Source organism: Pelomonas sp. KK5 (assembly GCF_001984095.1).
Lineage (GTDB): Bacteria > Pseudomonadota > Gammaproteobacteria > Burkholderiales > Burkholderiaceae_C > KK5.
Genome location: NZ_LYVQ01000121.1, coordinates 1 through 19,921, shown reverse-complemented (window position 1 = coordinate 19,921; position 19,921 = coordinate 1). Strand labels below are relative to the sequence as shown.

Below are 19,921 nucleotides of genomic sequence, written 5' to 3'. Positions count from 1 at the left end.
ATCATGGTCAGTCCAGTATCGCCGTTAGCTGACGGATACTCGCCAGCGCCCGCACGAGGAGACGACATGAGGAAGACGCTGATCGCCCTGGGATTGATGCTCTCGATGCAGTTCGCCGCCGCGCAGCCGGCCGTCGTGAAGGTCACGCCGCTGGGCGGCATCGCCGGCGAGTTCTGCCCGCAGGACCGCGCGCTGGTCTTCGAGGACCCGAACGGCACCCGCCTGCTCTACGACCCGGGCCGCACGGTGGCCGGCGCCACCGATCCGTGCCTGGGCCGCATCGACGTGGTGCTGGTCAGCCACATGCATGGCGACCATCTCGGCAACGCCCACAACAAGGCGCCCAACTCGGGTTCCTGCGAGCAGCCGGACATGTCGGTCTCCGCGCTGCCGAACTCCAGCGCCGTCAATATCGCGCTGGCCAAGAAGGCCAAGATCGTCACCGGCAGCGAGATGCCGCCCTTCTTCGCCGCCAAGCTCAAGGCCAACGGCGGCAACCCGGCCGACTCGATGCTGGCCCGCTTCGGCGGCAGCGTGACGGTGGGCGGCGTGCGCATCGCCACGGTCACCGCGCTGCACAGCAACGGCCTGGACCCCGACTACATCGGCGGCGAGCTTGGCAAGGCGATGAAGGAGGCCGGCATCGCCGGCGACGTGGGCCTGGCAACCGGCTATGTGCTGCGCTTCAGTAACGGCCTGGTGACTTACCTGTCGGGCGACACCGGCATCGTCGCCGACCAGGACGTCGTCGTGCGCAACTACTACCACGCCAGGCTCGCGGTGATGAACATCGGCGACGGCTTCACCACCGGCCCGGCCGAGGCCGCCTATGTGATCAACGAGCTGGTGAAGCCGGCCTCGGTGATCGTCTCGCATGCCAACGAGGTGGGCACGGTCGACGGCAAGGTCCGCGCGGGCAGCAAGACCGAGGCCTTCCTGAAGGCCAGCAAGGTGCCGGCCCATGTGCCGCTGTCGGACAAGACGATGAGCTTCGATGCCAACGGCGTCTGCACCGCCGGCTGTTGACGCCCGCTCAGTCCACCTTGAAGACGGACATCATCTCGTTCAGCTTCGCCGCCTGATGCTTCAGGCTCTCGGCGGCCGCGGCGCTCTGCTCCACCAGCGCCGCGTTCTGCTGGGTCACCGTGTCCAGCTGGGCCACCGCATCGCCGATCTGGTCGATGCCCTGGCTCTGCTCGACGCTGGCCACGCTGATCTCGCTCATCAGGTCGTTCATCCGCGTGACCTGGGTGACGATCTCGCGCATCGCGGCGCCCGCTGAAGCCACCTGCTGCGCGCCACCGTCCACGGTGCTGACGTTGCGCCCGATCAGCTCCTTGATCTCCTTGGCCGCCTGCGCGCTGCGCTGGGCCAGCGTGCGCACCTCGCCGGCCACCACCGCGAAGCCGCGCCCCTGCTCGCCCGCCCGCGCCGCCTCCACGGCGGCATTCAGCGCGAGGATGTTGGTCTGGAAGGCGATGCCGTCGATCACGGCGATGATGTCGTTGATGCGCCGCGACGCCGCGCTGATCTCGTCCATCGTGGACACCACCTGGCCCACGACGGCGCCGCCCTGCGTGGCCGCGCCGCTGGCCTGCGCGGCGATCTGCGCGGCTGACCTTGCGGTGTCGGCGTTCTGCTTCACGGTCGCCGTCAGTTCCTCCATCGAGGCCGCGGTGCGCTGCAGATTGCCGGCCTGCTCCTCGGTGCGCTGGCTGAGGTCGGTGTTGCCGACCGAGATCTCCGAAGAGCCGGTGGCGATCGACTCGGCGCTGGCGCGCACCTGGCGCACCAGCGTCGCCAGAGAATCGACGAAGCGGTTGAAGGATTCGCCCAGGCGGCCCACCTCGTCGCCGGTCTCCACCACCATGCGGCGGGTCAGATCGCCCTGCCCATCGGCGATGTCGGCCAGGAGGTCGGCCGCGCGGCGGATCGGTGCCGAGATCGCGCGGGCGATCAGCAGGATCACCACCAGCGCCACGCCGCCGCCGATCACCGCGGCCACGCCGGTGGCCACCTGCTGCGCGCGGCGCACCGGGCCGATCAGCTCGGCGGCCGGCACCTCGGCGATGACGTAGGCGTTCAGCTCGGGGATCGGCGTCGATGCGATGAAGCGCTCGCCATCGGCTGCCTCGTAGCTGGCGTTGGCGAAACCCTTGCCGCCGAGCAGCTGCCCGGCCAGTTCGGCGTTCATGCCCGGCAGGTCCTTCAGCTGGTGCTTGCCGTCGACCAGCGCCGGGTCGCGGTGCATCAGGATCGTGCCGTTGGCCCGCACGATGGCTGCCGTGCCGGTCTGGCCGATCTTGTAGGCGGCAATCGCCTTGGCGATCTCGTCCACCGCCAGGCCCACGCCGGTGACGCCGGGCTTGCCGCCCGGCGCATCGAAGCGGGCGTTGATGAACATCATGTAGACGCCGTTGGACACCTCGCGGTCGATATCCAGCGTGTAGGGCTTGCCGCCGTCCAGGAAGCCGTAGAACCACTGGTCCTTGTCGCTCAGCTTGCGCTGGACGCCCGTCTCGCCGAGGTAGTTGCCGGTGCCCTTGGAGACCCAGAACACCGCCGCGGCCCTATGCTGGGCCTTCACCGCATTGGCGTAGGACTGCCAGGCGGCCATGCCGGCATCCGGCTCGCCCTCGGACTCCCACTGCAGCACATAGCTGTTGCGCGCCATCGCCAGCGCCGCGGCGAGCGGCACGGCCAGCTGGCGCTGCACGTCCGCCCGGATCGCGTTGACCGCGTTGGGCAGTTCGTCGCCGACGACCCGCTCGCGCACCGCGCGGCCGATCAGCCAGTTGCTCAGGCCTCCGGAGATCAGCACGAAGACCAGCAGGCACAGGCCCAGCGAAGCGACGAGCTTGGACTGGATGGACAGGCGGCGCGCTTGCATGCGGGATCCCTCGTTGTTATCGGCGTGCCGATGCTAACGCTGGATCCGAGCGCATTCCCTCGCCGCAGCGAGCAGGTCTTGTTCAGCCGGCGTGCTTGGCGACCAGCGTCAGGATGTCATAGCTCGCCACCAGCTCGCCGTCCTGGTTCGTCACCTCGACGTCCCAGGCCACCACGCCCTGCGGCTGCTGGTCGCGCTTGGTCGGGCGGTCGATCTTGCGCTTGGCGGTCAGGCGGGCCTGGATGGTGTCGCCGATGCCAACGGGCTTGACGAAGCGCAACGTGTCCAGCCCGTAGTTGGCGAGCACCGGGCCCGGTGCCGGCGAGACGAACAGGCCGGCAGCGGCCGAGAGCACGAAGTAGCCGTGGGCGATGCGCTTGCCGAACTGCGTCTCCTTCGCCGCGATCTCGTCGAAGTGCATGTAGAAGTAGTCGCCGGAGATGCCGCCGAAGTTGACGATGTCGGCTTCCGAGACCGTGCGGCGGTGGGTCAGCAGCGAATCGCCGACCTGGATCTGCTCGAAGTGCTTGCGGAACGGGTGGACGGCGTCCTCCTTCACCGCGGCGCCGCGCTGGTACTCGCCGGTGACGGCCGTCAGCATCGTCGGGCTGCCCTGCACCGCCGCGCGCTGCAGGTAGTGCTTGACGGCCCGCAGGCCGCCCAGTTCCTCGCCGCCGCCGGCGCGGCCCGGGCCGCCGTGCTTGAGCAGCGGCAGCGGCGAGCCGTGGCCGGTCGATTCCTCGGCGGCTTCACGATCCAGCACCAGCAGGCGGCCGTGGTACGCGGCAGCCACCGGGATGGCCTCCATCGCCACGGAGGGCGTCTTGGTGACCAGCGTGCCGACCAGGCTGCCACGGCCCTTGGCCGCCAGCGCCAGTGCTTCATCGAGCGTGCCGTAGGGCATCAGCGTGCTGACCGGGCCGAAGGCCTCCAGGTTGTGGACCGCGTCATTGGCGAAGCCGTCGCGGCACAGCAGCAGCGTCGGGCTGAAGAAGGCGCCTTCGGAGACGCCCTCGCCCTTCGGCGCGAAGCCGTCGGCCGCGCCGAACACGGTCTCGTTGCCGGCGGCCAGCAGGGCCAGGCGCTCGGCCACGTCGGCCTGCTGGTCCTTCGAGGCCAGCGCGCCCATGCGCACGCCTTCGATCGAAGGATCGCCGACGACGATCTTCGCCAGCCGCGCGCGCAGGCTCTCGGCCACCGCGTCGATCAGCGCCGCCGGCACGATGGCGCGGCGGATGGCCGTGCACTTCTGGCCGGCCTTGGTGCTCATCTCCTTGGCGACTTCCTTGACGAAGAGATCGAACTCCGGATCGTCCGGCGTCACGTCGGGGCCGAGGATGGCGCAGTTGAGGCTGTCGGCCTCGGCGTTGAAGGGGATGCTGCGGCGGACGATGTTCTTGTTGACCTTGAGCATCGAGGCCGTGTCGGCCGAGCCGGTGAAGGTGACGACATCGGGCTCTTCCAGCCGGTCCAGCAGGTCGCCGCTGCCGCCGATCACCAGTTGCAGGGCACCGGCGGGCAGCAGGCCGCTCTGCTGGATCAGGCGCACGCAGGCTTCGGTGAGATAGCTGGTCGCCGTGGCCGGCTTGACGATGCAGGGCATGCCCGCCAGGAAGCTCGGCGCGAACTTCTCGAGCATCCCCCAGATCGGGAAATTGAAGGCATTGATGTGCACCGCGACGCCGCGGCGCGGCACCAGGATGTGGGTGCCGGCGAAGCGGCCCAGCTTGCCCAGGCGCGCGACCGGGCCCTCGTGCATGACGTTGCTGCTGGGCAGGTCGGCCGCGCCCATGCTGGCGTAGGCGTAGAGCGTGCCGGTGCCGCCCTCGACGTCGATCCAGCTGTCGGCGCGGGTGGCGCCGGTGTGGGCCGAGACCGCGTAGAGGAACTCCTTGCGCTCGTTCAGGAAGGCGCCCAGCGCGCGCAGCACGGCCGCGCGCTGCTGGAAGTCCAGCTTCAGCAGCGCCGGCAGCGCGGTGGCACGGGCGTAGTGCAGGCTCTCGCCGAAGTCGATCTCCTCGGCATGGGTGCGGGCCACCGGCGCGCCGTTGACGGCGCTGTGCAGCGTGCGGGCGGCGGTGCTGCCGACCCAGCGGTCGGCGATCAGGCTTTGGAGGACTTGCGGCATGAGAGTTCTGCTTTCAATCAATCAATGAATCAGGGCTGGTACTTCCAGGCACCGTTTTCGATCTTGACCATCACGCGGGCGCGCTGGTCCAGGCCCAGGTGGTCGGTCGGGCTCATGTTGAACACGCCGTGCGCGCCGGCCACGTCCTTGGTGGACTCCAGCGCATCGCGCAGCGCGGCACGGAAGGCCGGCGTGCCCGGCTGGGCGCCCTTCTTCAGCGCCACCGGCACCGCCGCCTGCAGCAGCATGCCGGCATCCCAGGCGTGGCCGCCGAAGGTGCTGACGCTGCCCTTGCCGTTGGCCGCCTCGTAGGTGGCGATGTAGGCCAGCGCGCTCTTCTTGACCGGGTTGTCGTTGGGCAGCTGGGAGGCCACCAGCACCGGGCCGGAGGGCAGGAAGGTGCCTTCCACGTCCTTGCCGCCCACGCGCAGGAAGTCGTTGTTGGCCACGCCGTGGGTCTGGTAGTACTTGCCGGTGTAGCCGCGTTCCTTCAGCGTCTTCTGCGGCAGCGCGGCCGGCGTGCCGGAGGCGCCGATCAGGATCGCGTCGGGCTTGGCGGCGACGAGCTTGAGCACCTGGCCGGTCACCGAGGTGTCGGTGCGGTTGTAGCGCTCGTTGGCGATGATGGTGATGCCCTTCAGCGAGGCGATCTTGTTGAACTCGTTGTACCAGCCCTCGCCGTAGGCATCGGCGAAGCCGATGTAGCCGGCCGTCTTGACGCCCTGCGACTGCATGTGGGTGGCGATGGCCAGGGCCATCATGATGTCGTTCTGCGGGGTCTTGAAGACCCAGCGCTTCTTGGCGTCCACCGGCTCGACGATGCGGGCCGAGGCGGCCATCGAGATCATCGGGGTGCTGGCTTCGGAGACGGCGTCGATCATCGCCAGCGAGTTCGGCGTGACGGTGGAACCCAGCACCACGTCCACCTTGTGCTCGCTGATCAGCTTGCGGGTATTGGCCACCGCCTGGGTCGTGTCGGAGGCGTCGTCCAGCACGATGTAGTTGATCTTCTGGCCGGCGATGGTCGTCGGCATCAGCGCGATGGTGTTTTTCTCGGGAATCCCCAGCGAGGCGGCCGGGCCGGTGGCCGACACGGTGACGCCGACATTGATGTCGGCGTGGGCCGAGCCCATGGCGGCCATCGCAGCGGCCAGCGCCAGCAGCTTCGTGATCTTCTTCGTCATTGCGCAGTCTCCTGAAGTAACGCGTTATCGGAGGAGGTCCGGACGGCCCCCAATCCACCAAAGAACAGGTCGGCCACCATCGGGGCCACGTCCTCGTAGCTTAGTTCCCCGTCGGGGCGAAGCCAGGTGAAGGTCCAGTTGATCATGCCGAAGAGCAACATGGTCAGGGGTTTTTCCAGTCTTGCGCCGGCCAGTTCGGGCCGTACGGCGGCCACCGCATCGGCGAAGGCCGCGACGACGCGACGCTCCACCTGGCGCAGCCGTGTGCGGTCCTCGTCGTTCAGGAACTTCACGTCCTCGGTCAGCACGCGGTGCTGGTACTGCGATTCGCCGTACTCGCGCACGAAACCCTGGATCAGCGCGCGCAGCCGCGGCTCCGGGGCCAGGTCTTGCGCCAGCACGTCGTCGACCAGGCTCGACAGCGTCTGCAGGTGGCCTTCGCAGATCTGCACCAGCAGCTCGTGCTTGTCCTTGAAGTAGTGGTACAGCGAGGGCTTGGAGACCTGGCAGGCCACCGCCACCTCGTTCATCGAGGTGCCGGGGTAGCCGTTGCGCGCGAACAGCTGCGCCGCCGCGGCGAGCATCTCCTCGCGGGTAGATTCGAAATCGGCGGCGCGGCCTCGTGCCATGGGATTCTTATCGCTCGTCGAAGGAGATGGTGACGCGATGGGTCAGCGCATGGGCCTGGCAGCTCAGGATGAAGCCGGCCGCGACTTCCTCCTTGTCCAGCGCGAAGTTCTTGTCCATCCGCACCTCGCCCTCCAGCACCTTGCAGCGGCAGGTGGAGCAGACGCCGCTCTTGCACGAGAAGGGCACGTCCATGCCGGCGCGGGCGGCGGCGTCGAGGATGCTCGGGTCGTGCTTGCTGAACGCGATCTCGCGGCTGATGCCGTCGCGAATCACCGTCACCACCGCGGCGTCCGCATCCTCGGGCCGGGTCTCGTGCGGCGCGGGCTTGCCGGCCTGCATCTCGGGCGTGCCGAAGCGCTCGACATGGACGCGGTTCTCCGGAACGCCGGCTTCCAGCAGCGCCTTCTCGGCTTCCTCGTTCATGCCGAAGGGGCCGCAGATGAAGGCCTGGTCGATGCCGTCCGCCGGGATCAGCGACTGCACGAACTCCTTGACCTTGGCGAGATCCAGCCGGCCTGCATGCAGCGGCGAATCGACCGCCTCGCGCGAGAACACGTAATGGACCGACAGGCGCGTCAGGTGCCTGTTCTTCAGGTCCTCGATCTCCTCCTTGAACATCGTGGAGGCGATGCGGCGGTTCGCGTAGATCAGCGTGAAGCGGCTCTGCGGTTCGTGGGCCAGCACGGTCTTCATGATCGACAGCACGGGGGTGATGCCGGAGCCGCCGGCGATGCCGACATAGTGCCGGTTGCGCTCGCGGGTAGGCCTCACATGGAAGCGGCCCTGCGGCGGATAGACCTGGATCTCGTGGCCGGCCTTCAGCTCGTCGTTGACCCAGGTGGAGAACTTGCCGCCATCGACCTTGCGCACGCCGACCTGCAGGCAGCCGTCGTCGATGCCGGCGCAGATCGAATAGGAGCGGCGCAGGTCCTCGCCGGCGATATCGCTGCGCAGGGTCAGGTATTGCCCCGGCTTGAAGGCGAAGGTCTCGGCCAGCTCGGCGGGCACGTCGAAGCTGACGAGGACGGCCTCGTCGGTGTCGGCCTTGACCTCGCGGACCTTGAGCGGATGGAAGTGGAGGCTGCTCATAGTGGCTTGAAGTATTCGAAGGGCTCGCGGCAGGCGAGGCAGCGGTACAGCGCCTTGCAGGCCGTGGAGCCGAAGGCCGAGAGTTTTTCGGTGTGCTCGCTGCCGCAGCGGGGGCAGGCGAGCTTCGTCAACGCGTTGCGGTGGACGAGGCGCAGGGGCTGCGATCCCTCGACGCGGCCTGGCGGCACGATGTTGTATTCCTTCAGCTTGCGCCGGCCCTCGTCGCTGATCCAGTCGGTGGTCCAGGCCGGGGCGCGCTGCATCGTGATCTCGATCTCGCCGAAGCGGGCCAGCGCGGCCTTGACGTCGTCCTGGATCAGCTCGGTGGCGGGGCAGCCGCTGTAGGTGGGCGTCAGCACGACTTCGAGCCCGCCCGCGGTCTCGCGCAGGTCGCGCACGATGCCCAGCTCGTCGAGCGTGATCACCGGCACCTCGGGGTCCGGGATCTGGCGCAGGACTTCCCACGCGGCTTCGAGGCGGGTGCAGGCCTGGTCCATGGCAATCACCAGACGCCGCCCGGGTAGGCGCGCTGCAGGTACTGCATCGTCGGCAGCATGTGGCCCAGGTGCTCGCTGTGCACGCCGCGGCGGCCGCCGCTCTGGTAGGCGCTGGGCTTGGGCAGGGCGAGGCCGGCTTCTTCCAGCACTGAGGCGAAGACTTCGGTCCAGTCGCCCTTCAGCTCGGACCAGGCCGGGCCGAGGCCCTTCGCGCTCGCCGCCGCATCGACCGCATCGGCCTCGAACAGCTCGTTGAAGTAGGGCCACATCGTCGCCAGCGCGGCCTTCATCCGGCCGTGCGATTCCTCGGTGCCGTCGCCCAGGCGCACGACCCAGTCGGCCGCATGCTGCTGGTGATAACGCGCTTCCTTGACGGCCTTGCCGGCGATCGCGGCGACTTCGATGTCAGTCGACTTCTCCAGCCGCGTCCACAGCCCCAGCAGCCAGGTCGCCACCGCGAAGTTGCGCAGTTGCGTGAAAGCAAAATCGCCGCGCGGCAGTTCCATCAGCACCGGGTTCAGGTACTGGCGTTCCTCGCGCAGGAAGGCCAACTGGTCTTCGTCATGGCCCTGGCCGTCCAGCGTGCCGGCATGGGTCAGCAGCGCGCGGGCCTGGCCCAGCAGGTCCAGCGCCATGTTGGACAGGGCCAGGTCTTCCTCGAGGATCGGGCCGTGGCCGCACCACTCGGCGATGCGCTGCGAGAGGATCAGGCAGCTGTCGCCGAGGCGCAGCAGGTATTGCACTTCGGGGCTTGCGCCCACCTTGATAGATGAGGTGCTCATCGATTCGACTTTCGTTCGTGCCAGCCAATCACCCGTTCGCCCTGAGGTATCGAAGGGCCCATTCGAGCGTCTCTCATGGGGGCTTCGATACCTCAGCCCGAACGGCCTGTGGATCACATGTGGTTGAGCGCGTCGGGCAGCTCGTAGAAGGTCGGGTGGCGGTACACCTTGTCTTCCATCGGGTCGAAGTAGGCACCCTTCTCGCCCGGGTCCGAGGCGACGATCTGGCTGCTCAGCACGACCCAGATGCTCGTGCCCTCCTGGCGGCGGGTGTAGACGTCGCGCGCCAGCTGGATCGCCATCTTGGCGTCGGCCGCATGCAGGCTGCCGCAGTGCTTGTGGTCCAGGCCTGCCTTGTTGCGGACGAAGACTTCCCACAGGGGCCATTCGTTCTGCGTGCTCATGCTGCTTCCTTCTTCGTTGCTTGCTTCTTCGCGTGGGCGAGTGCCGCCTCGCGCACCCAGGCGCCCTCGTCCCAGGCCTTCACGCGGGCGGCCAGGCGCTCGCGGTTCATCGGGCCGTCGCCATTGACGACACGCCAGAACTCGGCCCAGTCGATCGCGCCGAAGTCGTACTCGCCGCGTTCCTCGTTCCACTTCAGGTCCGGGTCCGGCACCGTCACGCCGAGGATCTCGGCCTGCGGGATCGTCGCGTCCACGAACTTCTGGCGGAGCTGGTCGTTGCTGATGCGCTTGATGCCCCAGCGCATGCTCTGCTCGGAGTTCGGCGAATCCTTGTCGGCCGGGCCGAACATCATCAGCGAGGGCCACCACCAGCGGTTGACCGCATCCTGCACCATGGCCTTCTGCTCGTCGGTGCCCTGCTTCATCATCACCAGCAGCGCCTCGTAGCCCTGGCGCTGGTGGAAGCTCTCCTCGCGGCAGACGCGGATCATGGCCCGCGCATACGGCGCATAGGAGCAGCGGCACAGCGGCACCTGGTTCATGATCGCCGCGCCGTCCACCAGCCAGCCGATCACGCCCATGTCGGCCCAGCTCAGCGTCGGGTAGTTGAAGATCGAGCTGTACTTGGCCTTGCCGGTGTGCAGCGCGTTGACCATCTGGTCGCGGCTGGTGCCCAGGGTCTCGGCGGCGGAGTACAGGTAGAGGCCGTGGCCGGCCTCGTCCTGCACCTTGGCCAGCAGGATCGCCTTGCGCTTGAGCGTCGGCGCGCGGGTGATCCAGTTGCCCTCGGGCAGCATGCCGACGATTTCCGAGTGCGCATGCTGGCTGATCTGCCGCACCAGCGTCTTGCGGTAGTGCTCGGGCATCCAGTCCTTGGCCTCGATGAAGTCGCCGGCGTCGATGCGGGCGTCGAAAGCCGCCTGCAGCGCCGCGTCCTCCACGCCGGCGGTCTCTTGCGCGCCGACGGACATTGCCTGGGTATACATGCTTGCTGACTCCTATTTCTTGCGGAGGTCGACCACGCGGCGGGCCTTGCCCACCAGCGTGCGCTCGATCGAATTGGGCGCGCCGATCGTCACCTTGGTGGTCACGCCGCACAGCGTCTTGATGCGCTCCTGCAGGTGGCGGCCCGCAGCGTTCGCATCACCACCGGCAGCGCCCATCTCGCACTTCACCTCGATCTCGTCGAGGTGCCCGTCGCGCGTCACGACCAGCTGGTACTGCCCTGAGAGCTCCGGCATCTTCAGCACCAGTTCCTCGATCTGCGTGGGGAACAGGTTGACGCCGCGGATGATCAGCATGTCGTCGCTGCGGCCGACGATCTTGCCCATGCGGCGCATCGAGCGCGACGTGGGCGGCAGCAGGCGCGTCAGGTCACGCGTGCGGTAGCGGATGATCGGCAGCGCTTCCTTGGACAGGGACGTGAAGACCAGTTCGCCCTCCGAGCCGTCGGGCAGCACCTCGCCGGTCTCGGGGTCGATGATCTCGGGGTAGAAGTGGTCTTCCCAGATGACCGGGCCGTCCTTGCTCTCGATGCACTCGCTGGCAACACCTGGCCCCATCACTTCCGACAGGCCGTAGATGTCCACCGCGTCGATGCCGGCCTTGTGCTCGATCTCGGCGCGCATCGCCTCGGTCCAGGGCTCGGCGCCGAAGATGCCGACCTTCAGCGACGACTCGCGCGCGTCCAGCCCCTGGCGGGCGAACTCCTCGATCACCACCTGCATATAGCTGGGCGTGACCATGATGATGTCCGGCTTGAAGTCCTGGATCAGCTGGACCTGCTTCTCGGTCTGGCCGCCGCTCATCGGGATCACCGTGCAGCCGGCGCGCTCGGCGCCGTAGTGCGCGCCCAGGCCGCCGGTGAACAGGCCGTAGCCGTAGGCGATGTGGATGATGTCGCCGGGCCGGCCGCCGGCGGCGCGGATCGAGCGGGCGACGAGATTGGCCCAGGTGTCGATGTCGCGCGCGGTGTAGCCAACGACGGTCGGCTTGCCGGTCGTGCCCGAGGAGGCATGGATGCGCGAGACCTGCTCGCGCGGCACGGCGAAGAGGCCGAAGGGGTAGTTGTCGCGCAGGTCCTTCTTGGTCGTGAAGGGGAACTTCGCGATGTCGGCCAAGGTCTTCAGGTCCGAGGGATGCACGCCCTTGGCGTCGAAGGCCGCGTTGTAGTGCGGCACGTTGTCGTAGGCATGGGTCAGCGTCCAGCGCAGGCGCTCGAGCTGCAGCGCCTGCAGCTCGTCGCGGCTGGCGCGCTCGATGGGCTCGAGGTCGCCGGGGGCGGGAACTTTGACAGTCATTCCAATGTCTCCACTACTTTGCGGCCCTTGAGCCGATAGGAATTGCCTCGAAAAACGGCTACCAGTTCGTCGCGCTGGTTCCGTACGGTGATGTCGTAGACGCCGGTGCGGCCGGCCAGGGCCACCTCGCCGGCGGTCGCCGTCAGCCGGTCGCCAAGACGGCCGGGCGCGATCAGGTCCACGCTGAAGCCGGAGGCGACGGTCGCCTCGTTGTAGGCATTGCAGGCGAAGGCGAAGGCCGAGTCGGCCAGCGTCGTCACCACGCCGCCGTGGCAGATGTCCAGGCCGTTGAGCATGTCCTCGCGGATGGTCATCGTGAGCGTCGCGGTCCCGGGGCCGATGGCCAGGATCTCCATGCCCAGCGCCTTGCTGGCGCGATCGTTCGCGAACATCGCGTCGCGAACGGCTTCGGCGATCTGTTGGGGCGTCATGCTCATTCAGCGGTCCGTGAAAGTCGGCTTGCGCTTCTGCAGGAAGGCCGCGGCGCCTTCCAGATAGTCATGCGCCCGGCCCTGCTCGGCCTGCATCACCGACTCCAGCTTCAGCGCATCCTCGAAGTCCAGCAGCGAGGCCTCGTCCATCGCGCGGCGCGTCTCGGCCAACGCGCGCACCGGCATTGCCGACAGCTTCTGCGCCAGCGCCTGCGCAGCGGAGGCGAGTTCCTCATCGGCCACGCAGCGGTAGATCAGGCCGATCTGCTGCGCCTCGGCGGCGGGCAGCTTGTCGCCCAGCAGCGCCAGCTGCAGCGCGCGGGCGCGGCCCACCAGGCGGGGCAGCAGCCAGGTGCCGCCGCAGTCGGGGATCAGGCCGATCTTGGAGAAGGCCTGGATGAAGGAGGCCGAAGCGCCGGCCAGCACCAGGTCGCAGCCCAGGGCCAGGTTGGCGCCGGCACCAGCGGCCACGCCGTTGACGGCGGCGATCACCGGGATCGGCATCTGGCGCACGGTCATCGCCAGCGGCAGGTAGTAGTCGTCGATCAGCTTGCCGATGTCCTTGGGCGGATCGGCCGGGTCGAGGCTGGGGCTGATCGCCGGATCGGACAGGTCCTGCCCGGCGCAGAAGCCGCGGCCGGCGCCGGTGAGCACCACACAGCGCACGCCGGCATCGGCCGCGGCCGCATCGAGGGCGGCGCGCAAGGCCGTCATCATGGACGTCGTGAACGCATTCAGCGCCTGGGGCCGGTTCAGCGTGAGCGTTCGTACCGCGCCCTCGTTGCTGACCAGGATCTCTGTTGTTGTCTCCATATCCGCCTCTCGAAAACATTCTTGACCGACCGGTCGGTAAATCGTAAGGTGCCAACCGTTCGATTGCAAGAAAAATCCATCAAAGGGTTTTCCCCAAGGAGACTTCCATGCCCTGCTACTCCATCGACGGCGTGATCCCCGTCGTCCACCCGAGCGCCCACGTCCACCCGACCGCCGTGCTGATCGGCGACGTCATCGTCGGCCCCGGCTGCTACATCGGCCCCTGCGCCAGCTTGCGCGGCGACTTCGGCCGCATCGTGCTGCACGAGGGCGTCAACGTGCAGGACACCTGCGTCATCCACGGCTTCCCCGATTCGGAGACCGTGGTCGAGAGGAACGGCCACATCGGCCACGGCGCGGTGCTGCACGGCTGCGTCGTGCGGCACGACGCGTTGGTCGGCATGAATGCCGTCGTGATGGACGAGGCCGAGGTCGGCGCTTACAGCATCGTGGCCGCCTGCGCCTTCGTGCGCGCGGGCCTGAAGCTGCCCGAGAAATCGCTGATCGCCGGCCTCCCGGCCAAGGTGCTGCGCCCGCTGAGCGAGGACGAGATGCGCTGGAAGCTCGAAGGCACCGAGACCTACCAGCAGCTGACCCGCCGCTGCCAGGCCTCGCTGCAGGAGGTGCAGCCGCTGGCCGAACTCGACACCGATCGCCCGCAGTTGCAGGCCGGATCCGTGAAGACCCTGGTCGCCACCCGCCGGACCTGATGGAAACCCGGCCACTCAGATGGGGGGCTTTCATCAACATTGAGGAGGAGTCGTCATCCGTGCAAAAAGTCACACCCCCTAGGATCGAAGCCACGGACCTGTTGAAAAAGACGATGCGGACGTCCAACGGCAACGATCAGAAATCTGCTTGCTGACCGCGCAGCGGGCCTTCGAGGGGTTGGGTCAGGTATGCGTATCAAAAACATTCCATCCATCGCCGGCGCGCTTGCCGCCGCGGCCCTGCTGGCGTGCAGCCCAGGTGCACAGGCCGGCGTCGTCGTCTTCAGCGATGGCTTCGAGAGCGGCGATTTCAGCGCCTGGACGGACGGCACCAATGCCGTCTGGGACGGGGTCGACGGCCTGGCGCCGCAAGCCGGCAACTTCGCGGCCTTCTTCGGCAACCCGGGCGGCACCAGCACGATCAGCACGTCGCTGAGCACCGTCGCCGGCGGCAAGTACCTGGTGAGCTTCTGGCTCCAGAACGAAGCGGACGTCACCGGCAACGCGGCGCCCAACAGCTTCGGCGCCAGCGTGGGCGGCACCACGCAGATGTCGCTCTCCAATGCCCCGGGCTTCGGCTACACGGAGTACGTCATCGGCTTCGAGGGCACCGGCGGCAACGTGGACCTGAGCTTCGCGTTCAGCCAGACCGCCGCGTTCTGGGACTTCGATTCGGTCACGGTCACGCTGCCCGAACCGGCCAGCCTCGCACTCGTCGGCCTGGCCGGCGCGCTGATGGCGGGCACCCGGCGTCGCAAGGCGCAGCCCCCGTCGCCCTGAGCACGGCACGACAACATCCCGGCGCCGGATCCATAGGCGCCCTTCCTTTCTAGTTCGACTCTCCCGCCGACCGGCCCCCTGGCCGGCACGGGCATTTACCGGAGCGAGACATGGAACACTGCCTGCGCCATCTGGCGCTCACTGCCGCATTGATCGGCACCGCCGGCCTAGCCGCCGCCGCGGATGAATTCCAGCCCGTCGCCGCGGACACGGCGATCAACCCCTCCTTCGTGCAGCGCGCGCTGAAGCCGGCCCATGTGGTCGTGCTGCTGCGCGGCGACTCGGTCGCCAAGGTGCAGGCCCGGCTCGGCCGCAAGCTGGAGGCCGGCGAACGCGCTTCCATCGTGGCCCAGCGCCGCGCCGAGCAGCAGGGCATGGAGCCGTCCATCCAGGCGCTGGGCGGCCAGGTCGTCGGCCGCATGCAGGGCGCGCTGAACGGCATCCGCATCAAGATCGCCGCCAACCGCGTCTCGCTGCTGAACCGCCTGCCCGGCGTCGTCGAAGTCAAGCGCGTGGGCACCTACGAGCGGGTCAATGTCAACGAGATCCCGCTGATGGGCGCGCCGCAGGCCTGGCAATCCGCCGGCGGCAACTTCCTCGGCCAGGGCATCAAGATCGCCGTCATCGACACCGGCATCGACTACACCCACGCCAACTTCGGCGGCCCCGGCACGGTGGCCGCCTACAACACGGCCAAGGCCACCAACACGCTGCCGGCCGACCCGGCGCTGTTCGGCCCGGCCGCGCCCAAGGTCAAGGGCGGCATCGACCTGGTCGGCGACAACTACACCGGCGCCAACACCCCGGTGCCCGACCCGAACCCGCTGGACTGCGTCTACACCTCCGGCAGTTCCGGCCACGGCAGCCATGTGGCCGGCACCGCCGCCGGCTTCGGCGTGACCGCCGCCGGCGCGCGCTACACCGGCCCGTACACGGCCGCGGCCTACACGCCCGGCGCCTTCTCCATCGGCCCCGGCGCCGCGCCGCTGGCCGACCTCTACTCCGTGCGCGTGTTCGGCTGCAGCGGCAACACCAATGTGGTGGCCGAAGCGATCGACTGGGCCGTCACCAACGGCATGGACGTGATCAACATGTCGCTGGGTTCGGACTTCGGCAACATCGGCAACGGCGATGCCGGCAGCCTGGCCGAGGCGCAGGCCGTGGCCAACGCCGCGGCCGCGGGCATCCTGGTGATCTCGGCCTCCGGCAACTCCGGCCAGATCCCGTACATCACCAGCGCACCGGCCGTCTTCGAGGGCGCCATCTCCGTGGCGGCCACCGACGCGCTGGCCGGCATCCCGACCGCCAAGCTCGCGCTGTCCGGCGGCGCCCAGATCTCGGTGATCAACGCCAACGGCGCCAGCTACCCGAGCCCGACCTCGTACCCGGTGCGCGTGCTGCGCAACGCGGACGGCTCGGTCTCGCTGGGCTGCGACCCGAACGAGTACGACCCGGCCGTGACCGGTGTCAGCCTGGCCGGCAAGATGGTCGTGACCGCGCGCGGCACCTGCGCGCGGGTCTACCGCGCCGGAGCGGCCCAGCACTTCGGCGCCGCGGCTGCCGCGATGATCAACAACGCGGCCAGCCTGCCGCCGTATGAAGGACCGATCCCTGGCGGCGCTGCCGACCCGGCCTCCGGCAACGTCTACGAGCCGGTGACGATCCCCTTTTTCGGCATCGCGCTGGGTGACGGCCCGACCGTCAGCGGCCCGACCGGCGGCCCGGCCGTGGCCAGCGCCACCGCCACCAACACCGGCATCGCCGCCAACGCCAGCTTCGAGAAGATCGCCAGCTTCTCGTCCGGCGGCCCGCGCATCGGCGACAGCGTGCTGCGCCCCGGCATCACCGCTCCGGGCGTCTCGGTGGTGTCCACCGCCTCCGGCACCGGCAACGGCTTCCAGATCCTCTCGGGCACCTCGATGGCCACCCCGGGCGTGGCCGGCGTGGCCGCGCTGACCAAGCAGGCCCACCCGACCTGGTCGCAGGCAGACCTGCGCGCGGCGATCGTGCAGACGGCCAACCCGTCGATGATGCAGGACCTGCTGCAGCGCAACGAGGGCGCGGGCCTGGTGCAGGCGCAGAACGCGGTGGCCACCCAGGCCATCGTGCGCACGCCCGACGAGAGCGTCTCCTTCGGCTTCGCCGACCTGCTGACCGACTTCAACGGCACCAAGACGGTCACCGTCCACAACACCGGCCCGAAGGCGGTGCAGTTCAACATCAGCGTGACCAAGACCACCGTGCCGGCCTCGGTGATCGTCAACGCCAATGCGGACGCCTCCTTCCCGGTGACGCTGCAGGTGCCCGCCAATGCAGTCGGCGGCGGCACGGGCTTCCAGGACATCGGCGGCTACATCCAGCTGACGCCGTCCAGCTCGCGCCTGAACGGCAACGTCAAGCTGAGCGTGCCCTACTACCTGGTGGCCCACAGCCGCGCCAACCTGGCCGGCTCGCAGAGCGGCACGACGATCAACCTGACGAACGCCGGCGGCCAGCTGTCCAGCCAGCCGGTGCCCTTCGTGCTGGGCCAGTACCAGCCGACGCCGCAGGGCATCCAGCAGAACGACGTGCGGGCGATCGGCGTGCGCGCCTCGGGCACCAACCTGATCTTCGGCATCAACACGCACAACCGTACGTCGACGACGCTGGGCTTCCAGGAGTACGACATCTGCATCGACACCTCGGGCAACCCGAACAGCTTCACGCCGAACAAGATCCTGATCGGGATCAACGGCTCGCTGCTGACCAGCTCGCTGACCAAGGGCCAGTTCGCCACCGCGGTGTTCCCGACCGACGCCAACTGCAACATCAACGGCAGCGGCACCGTGCTGTTCACCGTCACCCAGCCGACCGACAACTCGACGCTGCAGCTGCCCGTCACCCGCGCAGCCCTCGGCCTGACTTCCGCCAACCCGCGCATCAAGTACGTGCTGACCTATTTCGGCCCGGACGGCGGCGGCGCGCAGATGCCTGGCCTCGGCTGGTTCAATGCCTTCACCCCGGCCGTCACCTTCGGCGGCTCGCCGGTGGTGCCGGTGAACGGCAGCGGCTCGCAGACCTTCTCGGTCACCGCGGAGCAGGCCAACACGCCGGCCCTCGGGGTGATGCTGTTCGGCGCGGACAACGTGTCGGGCGCCGCCCAGGGTCTTCTGTATCCGCTGCCTTCGCAACAGCCACAGTGATGCGGACTATGTTTCCCCCGCGACATATAAGCGGGGGAAACACCCCTTAGTTCCGGCTTAAGTTTTCCGACCCGTCGCTAGAGTCCCCCGGACATTCCCGGCCCTTCCCGAGGCCGCGAATGTCCGGAGTCTTTTTAGCGATGCCCCTGCCCACCTCTCCCGTCTCCCAATGGTCCACTGCGGCCGTCGCCGCGCTCGGCACTGCCGACTGGGCCGCCCTGGGCACGGACCAGATGGCCCTGCTGGGCAGCGCGCAGATTGCCGCGATCTCCTCGGCCGGCTGGTCGGCCATCTCCACCGATCAGGTGATGGCGATCAACCTCGGCGCCATCGCCGGCCTGGGCGCGCGCACGATGCCGATGCTCAGCAGCACGCAGTTCGCCGCGCTGAGCGATGACCAGCTCGCCAACCTGACGACCCAGGGCCTGCACGCGCTGACCAGCAGGCAGGCGCCCGCCCTCACCGGCGACGTGCTGGACGCCTTGAGCGGCAGCCAGGTCCAGGCCATCGCCACCCAGGCCATCGCCGCGATGGGCACCGGCCAGGTCGCCTCGATCACCACCGACAGCCTGGGCCAGCTGAGCACCTTGCAGGTCCGTGCGCTGACCACCGACCAGCTCGGCGCCGTCTCCACCGCCGGCATCGCCGCGCTGGGCACCGACCAGGTTCACGCGCTGTCCACCCAGCAGATCAGCGCGCTGGCCACCGACCAGCTCCAGGCGCTCAGCACGGACCAGGCCTCCACCCTGACCGGCAGCCAGCTCTCGGCCCTGGGCAGCAGCCAGGTCGCCGCGCTGGCCACCGACCAGATCCAGGCGCTGGACACCCAGGCCCTCCATACGCTGGCCAGCGGCGGCGTGGCCGGCCTGTCCGCCGAGCAGCTGAATGCGCTGGGCGGCGACCAGTTCGCCGCGCTGTCCACGCAGGCGCTGGCGGCGCTGAACACCGCGCAGTGGCAAAGCCTGACCCCCGAGCAGATGCAGGCGATCAGCACGATCCAGGTCGCCTCGCTCAGCTCGGCCCAGATCGCCTCGCTGAGCGGCGCCGAGCTGTCGGCCTTCAGCAGCGCCCAGCTGGCCGCCTTCACCAGCGCGCAGTTCGGCAAGCTCTCGTCGGACGCGGTCGACGCGCTGTCGGCCGACCAGTTCTCGCAGCTGGGATCCCGGCAGATCGTCGGCCTGTCCAACGGCGTGCTGGCCACGCTGTCGGACGATCAGATCGGCGCCCTCAGCAGCACCGCCCTGCACGGCATGGGCACGCAGCAGCTGCGCGCGCTGAGCGCCGAGCAGGTCGCCTCCATCGACCCCACCGCCCTGCCCGGCCTCACCACTGCCCAGCTGCGCGCGCTGGCCGACGCGCAGCTGCAGGCGCTGACCAGCGACCAGATCAACGCGCTCGGCTCCTTGCAGGTCAACGGCCTCAGCACCCACCAGTTCCAGCAGTTCACCCCGGCCCAGTTCGCCAGCCTCTCGACCGCCGCGCTGCACGGCCTCAGCTCCGACGAGGGCGCCGCGCTGGGCTCCGACCAGATCAACGCCCTGGGCCTGGACCAACTCGCGCTGCTGAGCACCCAGGCGCTGAAGGCGCTGCCGGTGGCGCTGCTGAACCAGATGTCGGCGGACGAGCTGAACGCGCTGACCAGCACCCAGATCGCCTCGCTGACCACCAAGCAGGTGCAGGGCCTGACGGCCGCGCAGATCGCCAGCCTCGAGGCCGTGCAGGTCGACGCGCTACTCAGCAGCCAGATCGCCAAGCTCTCCGGCGACCAGATCGGCGCGCTCGGCGGCGAGCAGTTGGCCGTGCTGGACAGCCGCCAGCTGCTGGGCTTTACCAGCCTGCAGCTCTCGCAGCTCTCGTCCGACGCGATCAGCCAGCTTTCCACCGCCGCCATCCACTCGCTCACCAGCACGCAGCTGCTGGGCCTGTCGGCCGCGGACGTGGGCCAGCTCGGCGCCGAGCAGCTGCAGGCGCTGGCCAGCGGCGCGATCCGCGGCCTCAGCGACGCCGCGCTGCGCGCGCTCGCGCCGGACCAGCTCGACGACCTGATCTCCACCCAGCTGATGAGCCTCAGCAGCCACCAGCTCTCCGTCTTCAGCGACGA

Annotated in this window: 16 protein-coding genes and 1 pseudogene; 5 read left to right on the top strand and 12 right to left on the bottom strand. The window is 68.7% G+C overall.

Annotated elements, in window-relative coordinates; translation table 11 throughout:
- Positions 1–66 precede the first annotated feature (66 nt).
- Positions 67–1,026, top strand: a complete 960-nt coding sequence (locus B0W88_RS18755; RefSeq protein WP_077036162.1) for an MBL fold metallo-hydrolase — start codon at positions 67–69, stop codon at positions 1,024–1,026.
- Between the two features lie 7 nt (positions 1,027–1,033).
- Here the strand turns inward: B0W88_RS18755 and B0W88_RS18750 are convergent, their stop codons facing one another.
- From B0W88_RS18750 to B0W88_RS18695, 12 genes are all read right to left on the bottom strand, one after another.
- The gene (locus tag B0W88_RS18750) at positions 1,034–2,890 is read right to left on the bottom strand and encodes a methyl-accepting chemotaxis protein (RefSeq protein WP_077036161.1); all 1,857 of its coding nucleotides are present in this window, start codon (positions 2,888–2,890) and stop codon (positions 1,034–1,036) included.
- An 82-nt stretch (positions 2,891–2,972) separates the two neighbouring features.
- Positions 2,973–5,018, bottom strand: coding sequence for a phenylacetic acid degradation bifunctional protein PaaZ (gene paaZ, locus B0W88_RS18745; RefSeq protein WP_077036160.1), 2,046 nt, complete (start codon positions 5,016–5,018; stop codon positions 2,973–2,975).
- A 29-nt stretch (positions 5,019–5,047) separates the two neighbouring features.
- Positions 5,048–6,202, bottom strand: a complete 1,155-nt coding sequence (locus B0W88_RS18740) for an ABC transporter substrate-binding protein (RefSeq protein WP_077036159.1) — start codon at positions 6,200–6,202, stop codon at positions 5,048–5,050.
- The gene (locus tag B0W88_RS18735) at positions 6,199–6,831 is read right to left on the bottom strand and encodes a TetR/AcrR family transcriptional regulator (protein WP_077036158.1); all 633 of its coding nucleotides are present in this window, start codon (positions 6,829–6,831) and stop codon (positions 6,199–6,201) included. Before B0W88_RS18735 ends, B0W88_RS18740 begins: the two co-directional genes overlap by 4 nt.
- Positions 6,832–6,838: 7 nt before the next feature.
- A complete protein-coding gene (paaE, locus tag B0W88_RS18730) occupies positions 6,839–7,921 on the bottom strand; it encodes a 1,2-phenylacetyl-CoA epoxidase subunit PaaE (RefSeq protein ID WP_077036157.1) in 1,083 nt (360 codons plus the stop codon).
- Positions 7,918–8,418: a 1,2-phenylacetyl-CoA epoxidase subunit PaaD gene (gene paaD, locus B0W88_RS18725; protein ID WP_077036156.1), complete on the bottom strand. Its 501-nt coding sequence runs from the start codon at positions 8,416–8,418 to the stop codon at positions 7,918–7,920. The genes paaE and paaD overlap by 4 nt, the downstream gene beginning before the upstream one ends.
- Before the next feature lie 5 nt (positions 8,419–8,423).
- Positions 8,424–9,200 (bottom strand): 1,2-phenylacetyl-CoA epoxidase subunit PaaC, encoded by a 777-nt coding sequence (paaC, locus tag B0W88_RS18720; protein ID WP_077036155.1) that lies wholly within the window; start codon positions 9,198–9,200, stop codon positions 8,424–8,426.
- 113 nt (positions 9,201–9,313) lie between these two features.
- Entirely contained in the window at positions 9,314–9,604 is a 291-nt protein-coding gene (paaB, locus tag B0W88_RS18715) for a 1,2-phenylacetyl-CoA epoxidase subunit PaaB (protein WP_077036154.1), read from the bottom strand.
- Positions 9,601–10,590 (bottom strand): 1,2-phenylacetyl-CoA epoxidase subunit PaaA, encoded by a 990-nt coding sequence (gene paaA / locus B0W88_RS18710; RefSeq protein WP_077036153.1) that lies wholly within the window; start codon positions 10,588–10,590, stop codon positions 9,601–9,603. The genes paaB and paaA overlap by 4 nt, the downstream gene beginning before the upstream one ends.
- Positions 10,591–10,602: 12 nt before the next feature.
- Positions 10,603–11,904: a phenylacetate--CoA ligase PaaK gene (gene paaK / locus B0W88_RS18705; protein WP_077036152.1), complete on the bottom strand. Its 1,302-nt coding sequence runs from the start codon at positions 11,902–11,904 to the stop codon at positions 10,603–10,605.
- Positions 11,901–12,335 carry a hydroxyphenylacetyl-CoA thioesterase PaaI gene (gene paaI, locus B0W88_RS18700; protein ID WP_144006845.1) on the bottom strand — a complete coding sequence of 145 codons (435 nt, stop codon included), beginning with the start codon at positions 12,333–12,335 and terminating at the stop codon, positions 11,901–11,903. Before paaI ends, paaK begins: the two co-directional genes overlap by 4 nt.
- A gap of 6 nt (positions 12,336–12,341) precedes the next feature.
- Positions 12,342–13,148, bottom strand: a complete 807-nt coding sequence (locus B0W88_RS18695; RefSeq protein WP_077036150.1) for an enoyl-CoA hydratase-related protein — start codon at positions 13,146–13,148, stop codon at positions 12,342–12,344.
- Positions 13,149–13,255: 107 nt separating this feature from the next.
- Here B0W88_RS18695 and B0W88_RS18690 point away from each other — a divergent pair, with 107 nt between their 5' ends.
- From B0W88_RS18690 to B0W88_RS18675, 4 genes and pseudogenes are all read left to right on the top strand, one after another.
- Entirely contained in the window at positions 13,256–13,858 is a 603-nt protein-coding gene (locus tag B0W88_RS18690; protein WP_077036149.1) for a phenylacetic acid degradation protein PaaY, read from the top strand.
- Positions 13,859–14,047: 189 nt separating this feature from the next.
- Positions 14,048–14,638: a PEP-CTERM sorting domain-containing protein gene (locus tag B0W88_RS18685; protein ID WP_077036148.1), complete on the top strand. Its 591-nt coding sequence runs from the start codon at positions 14,048–14,050 to the stop codon at positions 14,636–14,638.
- A 110-nt stretch (positions 14,639–14,748) separates the two neighbouring features.
- Positions 14,749–17,820, top strand: a complete 3,072-nt coding sequence (locus B0W88_RS18680) for a S8 family serine peptidase (protein ID WP_077036147.1) — start codon at positions 14,749–14,751, stop codon at positions 17,818–17,820.
- 140 nt (positions 17,821–17,960) lie between these two features.
- Positions 17,961–19,921 (top strand): annotated as a pseudogene (locus tag B0W88_RS18675) (hypothetical protein); the annotation flags it as partial.